At 38.9% G+C, this 14937-nt stretch carries 9 protein-coding genes; 5 read left to right on the forward strand and 4 right to left on the reverse strand.

The genetic code is table 11. The annotated features are described in order from the left end of the window. Positions 1-51: 51 nt before the first annotated feature. From QM491_RS07615 to QM491_RS07630, 4 genes are all read right to left on the reverse strand, one after another. Complete coding sequence (locus tag QM491_RS07615; RefSeq protein ID WP_283326856.1) at positions 52-2079, reverse strand: beta-L-arabinofuranosidase domain-containing protein; 2028 nt, start codon at positions 2077-2079, stop codon at positions 52-54. A gap of 288 nt (positions 2080-2367) precedes the next feature. Continuing rightward, positions 2368-3414: a glycoside hydrolase family 43 protein gene (locus QM491_RS07620; protein WP_283326857.1), complete on the reverse strand. Its 1047-nt coding sequence runs from the start codon at positions 3412-3414 to the stop codon at positions 2368-2370. A 95-nt stretch (positions 3415-3509) separates the two neighbouring features. Beyond that, the gene (locus QM491_RS07625) at positions 3510-4646 is read right to left on the reverse strand and encodes a glycoside hydrolase 5 family protein (RefSeq protein WP_283326859.1); all 1137 of its coding nucleotides are present in this window, start codon (positions 4644-4646) and stop codon (positions 3510-3512) included. A gap of 621 nt (positions 4647-5267) precedes the next feature. Next, positions 5268-7595 (reverse strand): DUF5703 domain-containing protein, encoded by a 2328-nt coding sequence (locus QM491_RS07630; protein ID WP_283326861.1) that lies wholly within the window; start codon positions 7593-7595, stop codon positions 5268-5270. A gap of 280 nt (positions 7596-7875) precedes the next feature. Between QM491_RS07630 and QM491_RS07635 the strand changes: the two genes are divergently transcribed. From QM491_RS07635 to QM491_RS07655, 5 genes are all read left to right on the forward strand, one after another. Beyond that, positions 7876-9906 (forward strand): aceric acid hydrolase, encoded by a 2031-nt coding sequence (locus QM491_RS07635; RefSeq protein ID WP_283326863.1) that lies wholly within the window; start codon positions 7876-7878, stop codon positions 9904-9906. A 101-nt stretch (positions 9907-10007) separates the two neighbouring features. Beyond that, a complete protein-coding gene (locus tag QM491_RS07640) occupies positions 10008-11252 on the forward strand; it encodes a ribulose-bisphosphate carboxylase large subunit family protein (RefSeq protein WP_283326865.1) in 1245 nt (414 codons plus the stop codon). 108 nt (positions 11253-11360) lie between these two features. Beyond that, positions 11361-13205, forward strand: coding sequence for a sialidase family protein (locus QM491_RS07645; protein ID WP_283326867.1), 1845 nt, complete (start codon positions 11361-11363; stop codon positions 13203-13205). A gap of 21 nt (positions 13206-13226) precedes the next feature. Further along, positions 13227-14138: a glycoside hydrolase family 43 protein gene (locus QM491_RS07650; RefSeq protein ID WP_283326869.1), complete on the forward strand. Its 912-nt coding sequence runs from the start codon at positions 13227-13229 to the stop codon at positions 14136-14138. Positions 14139-14265: 127 nt separating this feature from the next. Then, positions 14266-14928 (forward strand): aspartate/glutamate racemase family protein, encoded by a 663-nt coding sequence (locus tag QM491_RS07655; protein WP_166550762.1) that lies wholly within the window; start codon positions 14266-14268, stop codon positions 14926-14928. Positions 14929-14937: the final 9 nt, after the last annotated feature.

The following is a 14937-nucleotide window of genomic DNA, read 5'->3' on the forward strand; positions in this document are numbered from 1 at the left end:
GAAATCTCATGTTTGGGATAAAACACTTGATTTCTTTCAAACTCTCTACTATTATTTGATTAAAGGAAATGCTACAACTCTTAATTTACTACAACCATACGGAATAAGTGTGATGGTTTGTTCTTTGTTATCGACGGCACCTTGATAGAATCCGTCGCGGGTGGTAACGGGAATGCGGGCAACACCGTCGTTATTGATGATCCAAGCTGGAATTTGTTTGGCCGAAAGTTTGATTTCTATCGGAGCATTTTGAGCATTCCAAACATAACCTTGCGGCATTCCTTTGGTAGTTACTTGTAAAAATTTGCTTGGTTTTTCAGCTACTGAAGTAGGAATACCGAAGTTCCAAGCACTTTTTGGGAGAATTTCATAAAAAGTACCTTCTTCTTTGATTTCCTTTTTATTCCATTCTTCTTCGATTTTTAAGGCATAAACTAGTGGTCCTTTCTCGACAACTCTTGAATTATGTGCCCATACGCTTGTACGAACTTCACTAGGAAAATGTAAGGTTATTTTATCTCCGTTCTGCCATTGACGTTGAATTTTTACAATTTCGCCAGCTTTTCCTTTTTTGAATTCCTTTCCGTTGATACTAATGGTAGCTTCTTGACACCATTCGGGGATGCGGAACTCCCAAGGAAAAGTGACGGTTTTGGCGGATTGCAATTCAAAATTAATTTGATCTTCAAAGGGATAGTTAGTGCTTTCGTTTATTGTAACCTCTACGCCATTCCCCACTTTAGCTTTTATACTTGATGGTCCATAAAGTAAGCTCGCCAGACCATTTTCTGGCGTTGCATACCAAAGATGACTTACAAATTTTGTCCAGCCTTGGTGCATATTTGAAGTACAACAAGTGTATCCAGCATAAGGACCAAATACATTGTTCATGCCACGGTAAAATGGTAATGAGAAATCATAAGTACCACGTCTAACTTCCACCTGATTGGCTGTCTGGAAATACTGACGAGAGATATAGTCATCTGTTGTTTGCGTAGGTAAAGCATTGTAAGTCATGCGTTCAAGTGCTTGTGCATACATTGGGTCACCTGTGATACCTAGGACATTTTCAAGCGAAAACATAGTTTCGACAATAGCACAAAGCTCTACACCTTGAGAAGGTTCGTTTCCATGCAAATCTTCATCTCCTGAAAACATTCCGTGAGGTAAACCATGCAAAGTCATGATGTCTTTCCAACCTTGGCTCATCGCTTTGAGATAATAGTCGGTTTTTTGACTTTGATAATAAATAGCGGGTAATTTGATACCCATTCCCACATTTACAGCATGACGATCCATCCAACTTTCACCCGTTTGATTGGCTGAAGCCTGCATAACCCAGTTTCTTTCTGCCATGTATTGTGTCCATGGAGTGGTTTGTTGGTAGAGTATATCAGCAAGTTCTAGTAAAGATTTATCCCCAGTTTGATTGTAGAGCCAATAAGCAGACATGATATTGTCACCCCCACGAGCACGAGCCCAATCTGTCCATTTGTTGAGCGGACAAGCCTTGATGGATTGTAATTGATAGTGAAAATATTTGGTCATGAACGGAATGACACGAGCATCTTTGGTTGCAGTATAGTATTGTTGCAACACCTTAAGCATTACCATTCTTGGCCACCAGTCAGCACCTTGTTCGCAAGAGCTTATGGATTTCCCTTCTCTTTCTTCGTTGGTCAACGGTCCAAAGAAACCATTGGGTCTTTGTGTGGAAAGTGTCCAATCTATATATTTTTGAACCTTTTGAGTGAGGTTTTTATCTTCGAGCAAATAGGCTAATGGTACAGCGCCATCCAACCAATAGGGGGTTTCTTCCCAAGCATCACCTTTGCCACCTAACCATCCATTGTCGTTTTGGACTTTAGGGAAATATTCGTTCAGATGCCCTGTTGCCCCTTTTTTCATGACTTCGAGTTGTTGACGAAGCCAACCTTGTGGCTTTACAGCTCCTAAAGGTAATTCGATATATTTGAGAGGAGCTAAAGGCGCTTTATTTCCTTGATACTGTGCTTTTTGAGCCAAACCTGACCAAGCGCATAAAATGATTAAAGTTAGAAGTAAACGGTTTTTCATCATATTCATAGTTAATAGTTATCTAGGGATTGTTTCTGTATCAGTAAATATATTGGATGCAAAATGTTTATCATCAAGGTTTTATAAAACTTGATTTATACTTTCTGAAATTTTACACTTCTGAACTACAAATCATTGGTAGAGAGTAATGTTAGAAAACAGATTGGTAGATAACTTTAAAATAACCCCGAGGGCATAACACCCCCGAGGCGTTCTCATAGAAAATTGGAATTCTTTTCGATTTGATAGCGTATTGACCTACATTCTCAAATCTTGAAATGGGCAAATATCCTACTTTGCAGGTAAGGCTATTTGTTCCTGTGTACTTACTGGTTTTCCAAAGTTGGGAGTACCATCGGAGTTCCAAGTAAACCTTTGAGCTCTTGGTGAGCGATGGTTTCCACAACCTTGATTGGGTTCTGGGTTAGCGTGATAAAGTATCCAGTCTTCTTTGCCATTAGCAGATTTGAAGAATGAATTATGTCCTGGGGCATATACCTTATTTTCAGATGATTGTTTGAAAACAGGTTGTGCTGACTTTTTCCATGAGTTAGGATTCAATAAATCAGCATTTGCATCAGCGGTAAGCATACCCAAGGCATAAAAGTCTGTCCAACAGCCACTTGCTGAATAGATAATAAATACTTTTTTGTCGTGAGCCAAATACTGAGGGCCTTCGTTTACATTTACGTGAGGTGGATTGGTTGCATCATTCAAATCTCCGTGCTTTTCCCAATCGTAATCAGATCCTGATATTTTAACTCGTTCACCGTCGATAGTCCATGGATTTTTCATTTTAGCGATATAAATGTTCTGTTGCACATTTACATCACCTTCCCAACCCGACCATATCATATAGAGCTGATTATTATGGGTAAAAACATCACCATCAATTGCCCATTTGTCATTTTTGTCAGCCACTTTTCCTTTAAATATCCACTCACCTTCCATAGGGTCAGCAGAGGCATTTTCTAATACATACATTCTATGGTTATCATTTTTGCCATCATCCGCAGCAAAATACATATACCATTTTCCTTGAATAAAATGAATTTCTGGCGCCCAGATTTCTTTAGAATACATCGTTCCGACTGGTGGTGTCCAGATAGTTTTCTTGGGTGCTGTTGCTAGTTCTGCTATGTTTTTCGTTTTCCACAAAACCAAACGGTTGCCCGTCGTATGGATGTAATAGTAATACCCATCTTTATAAAAACTGTAAGGATCAGCTCCGGAGGGTAACAAGGGGTTCGAGAATGTTTCTTGATTTTGCGCCGAAACATCCATTTGCCCACAAGAACAAAGTCCTAAAGCAAGGATTATAGTTAATAATTTTTTCACCTTATATTATTTAGTGTTTGATTATCAGTTGTTTAAGATAGGTTAGTTAGGGTTTGTTCCGAGCATTTATATGCTCGGAACAATTATTTAAGGTTCTATTTTTTCTGTGTCATAGATTTGATAAAGTCTACTTCATCTTGTTTGTATGGAGTTCCATCTTCTCTGAAAATATCGTGAAACCATACAGGAGGCTCAGCGTTGTATTGTTTAGTCCAACTATCCCAAGGATAAATCGTTTGAGATTTTCCTGAAACAAAGCCCCAGTTGAACATGGCTACCTTGTATTTTTTAGCTATTGGCAATGAACCTTGGAATGTACTTCCGTTGGGACGAGCCATATATTCGGTGCACAACATCGGTTTTCCATAGCGACTTAATTCTTTAATTCTACTTTCAAAGATGCTTGGGTTATCATAGTTGTGAAACGAAATCACATCCGATTCTTCTAATTGTACCTTTTCGATAGGTTTTAATTTTGTATCCTGAGACCAATCTCCAGCCCAAACACCAGAAGTAAGTGGTTGGGTAGGTTTGGCCGCACGCGCCCAAGTAAAAACTTTAGGGAGCAATTTCGTGATAATATCTACTTTATTTTTGATTTCTAATCTTTCATACGAAGGGCCAGTCATATTATCTGGTTCATTCCATACGTCCCAACCCAAAATTCTTTTATCCTTTGCATAATGACTTACGACTGCTCTAACGTATTTCTCTAAACGTACATATTGACTTTCGTCTTGCAAGGCTTTTTGTCCTGGACTTTGTACCCAACCAGAGTTGTGAACATAAGGCTTTGGTTCATGTTGTTTGCCCGCTTGTGGAAATGGATCCCAGCATGAATCAAAAATCACAATCAAAGGACGAATTTTATGCTTTTGGGCGATATTCAAAAATGTGTCAATGCGTTTGTAAAATCCTAATGAATCTGTTTCATAAGCCAAATCATGTAAAAATACACGCATCGTATTCATACCTAGCGACTGAGCATATCCTAACTCCTTATCAATATTCTCTGTATCAAAAGTATCCGCTTGCCACATTTCAAGTTGGTTGATAGCTGATTTTGGAAGGTAGTTTGCACCAACGAGCCAACCTTGTTTTTTATACCATTCATTTGCCTGCTCTTTTGTCCATACCTTGCGCACTTGGGCAGTTGAGTTGTTGGATATAGCACACATCATTAAAGCTGCCAATGAAATGCCTTTGTACCAACCTCCTTTGAACTTCATCATGTTTTCTTCTAATACGTTTAAATAAATTAATTTGGGAATAACGTCACAAATAACTCTTGTTTTGAAATTTTATTGAACTTATTTGATAAATTATTGAAACAAAGTAAGTGAATTCTCTTTGATGTTTCTATTCAAATATTATTCAAAACGTATCAAATTTGCGCTTTTTATTCAAATCATCAATTAGATGAACAATTAGCAAAGCCTATTTTGGCTCATTTTTAGTCAAAACTGTTCTATAGTGTTATGAAATTGTTCATTTTTATGAGATAAATGAGTATTTAGTCTTAGATGGTTTCGAACTGCTTTATTGGTGTAAACTTTAGGATTTCTATCTTTGGAATTGGATTAAAAGGATATATTAGATTGGTGTTTTTTCTAATAAAATAGACGTCATTTCCAATTTAGTGATTTGCAATTGAGTGGATGAGTGATTATTTTAAATATTGTATTCTTGCTGTAGAGACGCAATACTTTGCGTCTTAAGCCGAGTTAGTGTCTTGGACTAGAAAGTATTCCAATTGGATATATCTTTAGACGCAAAGTGTAGCGTCTTGACACCTAAAATTCAAATAATAATTACTCATCCACTCAATCACAAATCACTAAATATCAAGATATCTATTTCAAATCCCAAGCTTCTACAATGTCTGCTCGTCGTGATTCGGGTATGACGATAAGCTTTTCGAGCTTGCCATTTTTCCATTCTACTTCTACGCTCGTCTGGTAGGGTGCTTGAAGTTTGAAATGCACATCCCATTCTTTGGACCATGCTGGGAGTAGATATATCTTTTGATCTGTGGTTTGTAATAACATTTCTTGTAGTCCAATCATTCCTGAGCCTCCCCAGTTATGATCGGGTGTCCAGTCGTAGCCAGGTCCCCAAAAAGTGGGGAATCGGCGGGGAGCATTTTGTAGTTTAAGCGCTAATAACTTTTGGGCTTCTTCTCTTAGCCCAAGGCGTGCCGCAAAAATGACATCTTGTTTCCAACCGATATGGCTTCTAAACTTGATTACATCTGTATCATATAAATAGGTATTGCGTGCAGTGTCCAAGCCCGACTTTCTGACCCCATAGCGATTCCAAGGAAAAACAGGGTAAAGTTGTGGACTTTCTACATTATTGATACGCTCCCAAGTTTTGGCAGGCGCTATGGTTACATGGTTTTCAAATTGTCTGAAACTCATGGGAGGAATTTTCAGGAGCATTTCTTCCCAAGGCTTTTTTTGTTCAGCCAATAGGGAAGGGGAGGAGAGGAGTTGCTCCAACACCGTTTTTAATCCTGCAATGGTCGAACTTGGATTATACGCCATTTTGTAAGTTTCAGCTCCAGACCCTGGGTAAATCACTAACTGTTTGTTACCGTCCAAAGCTTTACTACCTCGTTTTTTTGCCAAATATTGATAATGTTCGTCAAAGAATCGAAGACAACTTTCTATTAATGGAATATATTCGGAAATGTTTTTTGCCGAGAATCGTTCCATTTCTAAAATCATGGAACAAAACTCCAATGCCGTATCCCATTCGTATTCGAGCCAAGCATTGTATTCCATGCCTTTGTCATAGCCAGCGGGGCGTTTCCAGCCATATTCTGCGGGATTGGGCAAACCAAAATTTTCAATTTGTTCTGTAAAACTAGCTCCTTGATGTCCCCAATAATATTTAGTTCGTAGTTCAGCATTGAGAAGAATTCTTTTATAAAAATCAAATTGAGGTTTCATCGCTTCAAAGTCGCCAGTTTTTAATAATCCCCAATAGACTAAACGCTGATTTTGAGCAGTATGCGTACCACCACCCCAGTTTCTAAAATCTGGGGTAAATTTCATGGTTGTATCAGTATAATAGGGGTCAACGGTGAACAGGCCACCATTGAATTTTGTAGGATATTGTCCAAAATTATTACAAGCTAATTGGTATCTAAAAACCTGATAGTTGCGTGAGAGCTCCCAGCTTTTATTATTTTTTTGGTCGGGAGTAATATGAATAAAGCTTTTGTTCCAAAACTCTTTCCACCAATTTTGTGTAGCTTTTTGAGCCACTAGCATATTCTTTTCTCCCTCTGTTTGTGTATGTAATAAGTGTTTTTCCCAATCCGTGACACTATTTGTAGTTTCAGTGTTCAAACTGATCATGAATTGTTGCTGGCGAGATGATTTTATGGTTTTGATTTTCCAAGCTTTAAAATCTGTATCACGATATTTGCCTTGCTCAGTACCGTCTTGTTGCCAGTTATTTCCTGAAACGATACCACCAAAAACTAAATTTTTGATAGGATTGTAAAACTGTTTTTTCAGACTATCTAACCCTTGTTGTTTCATAGCTACGTCAAAAGCTGAGATTTCATCACCATTATCATGATAAAATAGGATTCCTTTAGGGGCAAAGCGAATGCTATCTTTACGAGTAACAACCTGATGTGGTGGTGCCCATTTATAGGAATTAGCATTATTTTCTTTGCCTTTGCTCGTCAAACGGTCTTGATAGCGCCAGTTTTCATATTGTGCTTTTGCCGAAATGGATTGATTGCTATTGACTTCTACATAAATATTGGGATGAAAAACATCAACCCAAATTTTTACCTGTGTTTTGATTTTGCCATTGCTTCCTTCTATGATGACATCACCCGATGGTAATCGAAGTATTTGTGTAAAAGTCTTAGGGTTTTCAAATACATTTGGAGATATGGTTAAACGCATTCTTCCGAGTTTTAGGACTGCATTATTGTGATCAAATGTACCGCTACGAGCAATATAAAAATAAATATCCCCTTTTTCGACCCAGACATTCAAACCAATATCTCCACCCCCACAAGGCATAGATTCACCTGCATGCTGACTTGGACTATTCCAAACTACATTGTATTGGTCGATATTTGAAGAGGTATTTTGTGCCAAAATATCAGTGAAACATAAATACCACAAGCCAATAATGAATAGTAATTTTTTCATTTTCCTTAATTTTATCAGGTTGTTATAGAGGAAAAACCTTTTGAAAAATCAGTACGATATTATCATAGCTTTCTAAAAATAAGTCTATTTTGATAGCATTTTTTAGGAAGCTTATGCCAAGATACAATATTGGCTCTTTGTAAGAAAATATTGACTAAATGAAAGGCAATATGGTATAAAACTTGGAGAAAATGGTACAAAAAAACACTTTGACAGCCTAGTACCTTTGTTGACTGATGATAAGATTTTATATATTCCAAAAATATACATCTTCTAAACTATGTTGAATATCCTACAAAAAGGCTTACTAATTGGATGTTTGGGTTTGATTTCTCAAACGCTTTTTTCACAGACCAAAGGGCTGACTAATACCCAAAATAGTAAGTATGCCAAACTCCAAAGTGTTGACATTGGGTCGGTATCTTGGACTAAAGGTTTTTGGGCAGATAGATTTGAGGTTTGCAAAAATACAATGGTACCCACACTCTGGAATCGCTATAACGATACCATAAGTTGTCATGCCTTTCACAATTTTGAGGTAGCGGCAGGTCTGGCTAAAGGGCGTTTCAGAGGACCTTCTTTTCATGATGGAGATTTTTACAAAACTTTAGAAGCAGTGGCAGCGATGTATGCCTCTACCAAAGATCCACAATTGGAGGGATGGCTCGACCATGCGATTGAGGTAATTGGTAAAGCGCAAAAGCCCGATGGCTATATTTATACCAAATCGATTATCGAACAAAAAGCTAGTGGAAAAGCGCAAATGTTTGATGATAAGCTAAGTTTTGAGGCTTATAATTTTGGACACTTGATGACGGCGGCTTGTATTCATTACCGTGTCACTAGAAAAATAAGCTTATTGAATATTGCCAAAAAAGCGACAGATTTTTTGATTGGTTTTTACAATACTGCTTCTCCTGAACAGGCTCGCAATGCGATTTGTCCATCTCACTACATGGGTATCATCGAAATGTATCGAACTACCAAGGAGCCTCGTTATTTGGCATTAGCCGAAAAACTGATTACAATTCGTGGTGAATCAGAAGGTACTGACGATAATTCTGACCGTGTTCCTTTTCGCAAAATGACGAAAGTAATTGGACATGCGGTGCGTGCCAACTATTTGTTCGCAGGGGTGGCAGATGTGTATGCCGAAACGGGGGATGCCACTTTGTTAACGCCTCTCAATGCCCTTTGGGACGATGTTATCAATCATAAAATGTATGTGACAGGTGCTTGTGGTGCTTTATATGATGGCGTTTCTCCTGATGGTACAGCCTATAAACCTGATACTGTACAAAAAGTGCATCAAGCTTACGGGCGTTCTTATCAGCTACCAAATCATACCGCTCACAACGAAACTTGTGCCAATATTGGAAATTTACTCTGGAATTGGCGTATGCTTCAACTTACGGGCGAGGCTAAATATGCCGATATTATGGAGCTGGCTTTGTACAATAGTATTTTGTCTGGGGTTAATTTGGAAGGAAATAAGTTCTTCTATACCAATCCGTTAAGTGCCTCGACAGACTACCCTTATTTGATGCGTTGGCATGGTGGTCGTTCGCCCTATATCAGTAAATCAAACTGTTGCCCGCCCAATGTGGTGCGTACTGTAGCTGAGGTCAACAATTATGTGTATAGTTTGGCAAAAGATGGGTTGTATGTCAACCTTTATGGTGGGAATGCACTTCAAACTACGCTGGAAAATGGACAAAAATTGTGGATTGAACAACAAACCAATTATCCTTGGGAAGGCAATATTATTTTAGATTTGAAAGAAATTCCTACTCAGAATTACACAATTTATTTACGGATTCCAAGCTGGACAACGGGGGCTGAAATTTTTGTTAATGGTAAAAAACTAGATCGAACTATTACGATTGGTGAATATGTTGGAATTAAACAAAATTGGAAAAAAGGCGATAAACTAACATTGCGTTTGGCTATGCCTACCCAGTTGCTAGAGTCCAATCCACTTGTTGAAGAGACTCGAAATCAGGTAGCTGTAAAGCGTGGCCCAATTGTATATTGTTTAGAATCAGCAGATTTGCCTTCAAGCCAAAAACTGTCTTCTATCCTAATTCCGACCACAACTCGATGGATTCCTAAAAAACAAAAAATTGTAAATACCGAAGTTACAGCATTAGAAGGCTCCGTGAAATTGGTTATAGATAATCAATGGAAAAATTCGTTGTACCGTCCTGTTTCAACCAATACCCAAACAACCAAAGTTTCGTTGATACCATACTTCGCCTGGGCTAACCGTGGCGACACCGAAATGAGTGTGTGGTTGCCAGTGAGTAGATAGAAATAGCTTTAAGCTGTCAGCCGTAGGCTGTAGGCGATAAAAACAAAATATTTTGCTTAGCGCTTATTGCCTAAAGCATACAGCATTACGAAGTATTACCCATGGAAAGAATTTTTGCAACATATTATATCGAAACGCCATTTGCCCCTGAAAAAGCAGCAATGGTATTAGCAGGAGAACAATCTTCTGGAACCTTTGTCGCAGTTCCTGGCGAGACAGAAGAGTTGAAAGCTCGTTTTGCAGCGAGAGTAGAAAAGGTAACTTTTCTCGAAACCGTAAATACCCCAGCAATCCCAGGTGCCGAAAGTCCGACAGGACAATATCATCGTGCGCTGGTTGAGGTGTCTTGGTCAATCGAGAATTTTGGATATAACTTACCTGTCATGATTTCGACTTTACAGGGAAACTTGTATGAAATTAGACAGTTTACAGGCTTGAAATTGCTATCTCTTGAAGTGCCAGACTCTTTTGCAGAACATTTCGAAGGACCAGCTTTTGGCATAGAGGGATGTCGTAAATTAACCCAAGTCTATGACCGTCCTTTGATTGGTACGATTATTAAACCAAGTGTAGGATTGAGTCCAGAGGATACCGCCGCAACCGTAAAAGTACTGGCAGAAGCAGGTATTGATTTTGTAAAGGATGATGAATTGATGGGCTCAACAGCCAATTCTCCATTCGAGAAAAGAGTCGATGCCATTATGGATGTGATTAATCGCCATGCTGATAAAACAGGCAAGAAAGTCATGTATGCTTTTAATATCAGTGGTGATATAGACGATATGCTTCGTCGATATGAAAAAATCGTAACATCGGGTGGTACTTGCGCTATGGTGAGTATCAATAGTGTAGGTATTTCTGGTACCAAAAAAATCTGTGACCAGCGTGTTTTAGCTATCCATGCACACCGCAATGGTTGGGGAATGATGACACGTCATCCTTTGTTAGGCATCGAATTTACAGCCTATCAAAAACTATGGCGTTTGGCTGGGGTTGACCAATTGCACGTAAATGGTATTCAAAATAAATTTTGGGAATCAGATGATTCGGTCGTGACTTCAATAGAACAGTGTTTAAAACCGATGTTGGGTGGTTATAAGGTATTGCCCGTAGTATCGTCGGGACAATGGGGCGGACAAGCACCTGAAACGTATCGTCGTACCCAAACCCTCGATTTGCTGTATATGGCAGGTGGCGGTATTATGGCACATCCTATGGGCGCGAGTGCTGGCGTAACGGCCTTGCAACAAGCTTGGAAAGCGGCAGTTGATGGTTTGTCTGTAGAGGATGCCGCTAAAATATATCCAGAGTTTGCAAAATCTGTTGAGAAATTTGGTAAATCGTAGAGACGTTGCATGCAACGTCTTCATATAGATGTCTGATGGCATCTTTTTAGATTTAAAACATTTGCGTTAGTCGTTGCATGCAACGTCTCTACCAAAAATATTTTGTTTATGTACAAAAAGAATTTCATACATTTTTTGGGAATAGCTTTATTGAGCCTATTTTCTCAAAAAACCATTTGCCAAGATACCGTAAGATATGTTGGCAAAACTTTGGTGAATGTCGATTATCATCACGGGCAATTACCTTTGGCAGTTGGTGTTCATAATTACCAAACGTTTAGAGCCAACCGTGAACACCCCGAATGGGCAGGCGGGAGTTCATGGACCTATAACCATGCCCCAATGTTGGCGTATTGGAATAATACCTTTTTCTTGGAGTTTTTGAGCGACCCTGTGGGCGAGCATATTCCTCCTGGACAAACGTTTTTACAAACTTCTTCTAATGGAAAGGACTGGACAAACCCTGTAGTTTTGTTTCCTCCCCATAAAATTCCTGATGGCTGGACGAAGGAAGGATATAAAGGTGTAGCCAAAGATTTATATGCCGTGATGCATCAACGTATGGGTTTTTATGTATCTAAGAAAAACCGTTTACTGGCTTTGGCGTACTACGGAATTGCCCTTGATGCCAAAGATGACCCGAACGACGGAAAAGGAATAGGTCGTGTGGTGCGCGAAATATATAAAGATGGAAGCTTTGGTCCGATTCATTTTATTCGCCCCAATCGCACTTGGGATTTGAAACAATCACCTTATACGATGTTTACGCAAAGTAAAGATAAAGGTTTTATTGAGGCTTGTAACGAATTATTGGCAACTCCGTTGATGATGCAACAATGGGTAGAAGAAGCAGATAGAGATGACGAATTAATTCCTTTGAAGAAAGAAGTAAAAGCTTTTAGTTTTTATCATTTACCAAATAAAAATGTCGTAGGGCTGTGGAAACATGCTTTGACTTCCATCAGTAAAGACGAAGGTAAAACTTGGGAATATAGTCCTTTGCGTGCGCCAGGGTTTGTTAATAGTAATGCGAAAATTTGGGGTCAAAAATTACCTAATGGACAATATGCTACTGTTTATAATCCATCGGAGTTTCGTTGGCCTTTGGGTATTTCTGTTTCTGATAATGGCTTGGATTACAAGAATTTATTGTTAGTGACGGGAGAAATTTCAACTATGCGCTATGGTGGGAATTATAAATCTTATGGTCCGCAATATGTTCGAGGTATTATTGAGGGGAACGGAACACCGCCTGATGGAAACATGTGGTTGACCTACAGCATGAACAAAGAAGATATTTGGGTGAGTAAAGTGCCTGTTCCTGTGGCTAGTGAAGTGTATGGAAGTATCAATGAGACATTTGATAAAATGCCAGAAGGCAAAGAGCTAGAGTTATGGAATATTTATAGTCCTCTTTGGGCAAAGGTAGGTATTGAAAAAGCCCCTGATGGTACCAAAGCTCTGACTTTACATGATAAAGATACTTTCGACTTTGCCAAAGCGGAACGTGTTATTCCTGAAGCAACTAAGACTACTATTACTTTCACGGTTATTCCTGCTCAAAACAATAAAGGTCTACTACATATTGAATTTCAAGATGAAAAAGGAACGCCTGCCGCTCGTTTGATTTTTGATTCAGATAGTACGTTAAAAGCAAAAGTTGGTTATCGTAACTCAGGTGTTCAGGCGTATGAGGCTGGAAAGTCGTATGAGATTCGTGTTGAATTGGATAGATATAAACGTATGTATGACATTTATATCAACGGTCAAAAAAAGGGAACTCGTCTACAATTTGCGCCTGTGGCATCTTTCCGTCGTGTGGTTTTCTGTACGGGAGAGGTACGCCGTTTTCCTAATGCTGACACGCCAACTGACCAATATTTTGACGTGCCTAAAGCAGGAGAGCAAGCACCTGAATCGATTTTTTATATCAAGAACTTTATTGTTAAATAATAAAGGATAGCCTTTAAACCAATGAAACGAATAGGAATATTTCTAATATTAATTACTTTATTATCAAGTTCTTGTAAAAAAGAAGTCTATATTTTTACTTCTTTTCATGAACCTGCTAATGAAGGTTTGCGAATGCTTTACAGCGAGGATGCTTATCATTGGAAAGACCTCAACAAGGTTTTACTGGCTCCCACAATCGGAAAGCAAAAAGTCATGCGTGACCCGTCTATCGCGCAAGGTCCCGACGGTACTTTTCACTTGGTTTGGACCAGTAGCTGGAAAGGCGATTTGGGCTTTGGATACGCATCATCTAAAGATTTGATTCATTGGTCTGAACAACAATTTATTCCAGTCATGGCAAATGAGCCAAGTACAGTCAACGTTTGGGCTCCTGAGATTTTGTATGATAAAGCAACCAAACAATTTGTGATTATTTGGGCTTCCTGCATTCCCAAACGTTTTGAGAAAGGGATAGAAGATGAGGAAAACAATCATCGAATGTATGTAACAACCACAAAGGATTTCAAGACATTATCGCCAAGTAGATTATTTTTAGATCCTCAATTTAGTGTTATTGATGCAGTAATTGTTCCTCGCAAAAAGGATGATTATGTATTGGTATTAAAAGACAATACTCGTCCAAATCGTAACATTAAAGTAGCTTTCGGAAAAAGTGCTACGGGCGAATTCAGTAATGTTTCGGAACCATTTACCAAGAAATTTACAGAAGGACCTTCGGTGGTTAGGGTAGGAGAGGAGTACCTCATTTACTTTGATTCGTACCAAAGTAAAACCTATGAAGCTATGCGTACAAAAGACTTTAAAACATTTGAGGATGTTTCGAAAATTGTATCTGTTCCGCAAGGTCATAAACACGGAACCATTCTGAAGGTGTCAAAAAAAGTCTTAAAAAACCTTTTATCACAACCCTAGTAAAACATATATAAGTAAATGATTTACAGAATGATATGATTTGGAAAGTGCAAAGCCTGATGACGTTTGATGAATATCATTTCTTAAACTTATAGATTTTTAACTCACACAATAACCTTATTACTCAATGAAAAAATTAGCCCTAGTTCATACATCGGCGACTTTAATTCCTGTATTTCAGGAGCTATGTCAAGCTTTTTTGCCTGGCGTACAAGTGTTCAATATTGTAGATGACTTTTTAGTAAAAAATATCATTGCTTCAGGTTCGCTTACCCCTACTATTGCCAAACAAGTGGTGGGTTACGTGGAGTCTGCGCAAATGGGCGGCGCTGATCAAGTATTAGTAACTTGTTCATCGATTGGTCCAGCGGTAGAGCTTTCAGAGCATTTGGTAGATATACCAGTGTTGCGAGTTGACCAGCCGATGGCCGACAAGGCAGTCGCCATGGGCACTCGTATTGGTGTGATTGCGACCTTGTCCTCAACGCTTGAACCGACAGCGGATTTGATTTCTCGTCGTGCTGAGGTGGCGAGTAAAAAAATTCAATTAGAGGCAGTTTTGTGTGAAGGTGCTTTCGATGCCCTAATGCGTGGCGATGCTGCGACCCATGACCAGAAAGTGACGGAGGTACTCAAACAATTAGCCTCAAAAGTAGATGTTATTGTATTGGCGCAAGCTTCCATGGCACGTGTAGTTGCTAATTTGAATCCAAGTGAAAAGAAAGTCCCAATTCTTTCAAGTCCTCAAATTGCGATTGAATATTTGGCTTCTCAACAAGCTTTATCCTAACTCACCACT

Origin of the sequence: Flectobacillus longus (assembly GCF_030056705.1) — a bacterium.
In the GTDB taxonomy this organism is placed as follows: Bacteria; Bacteroidota; Bacteroidia; order Cytophagales; family Spirosomataceae; genus Flectobacillus; species Flectobacillus longus.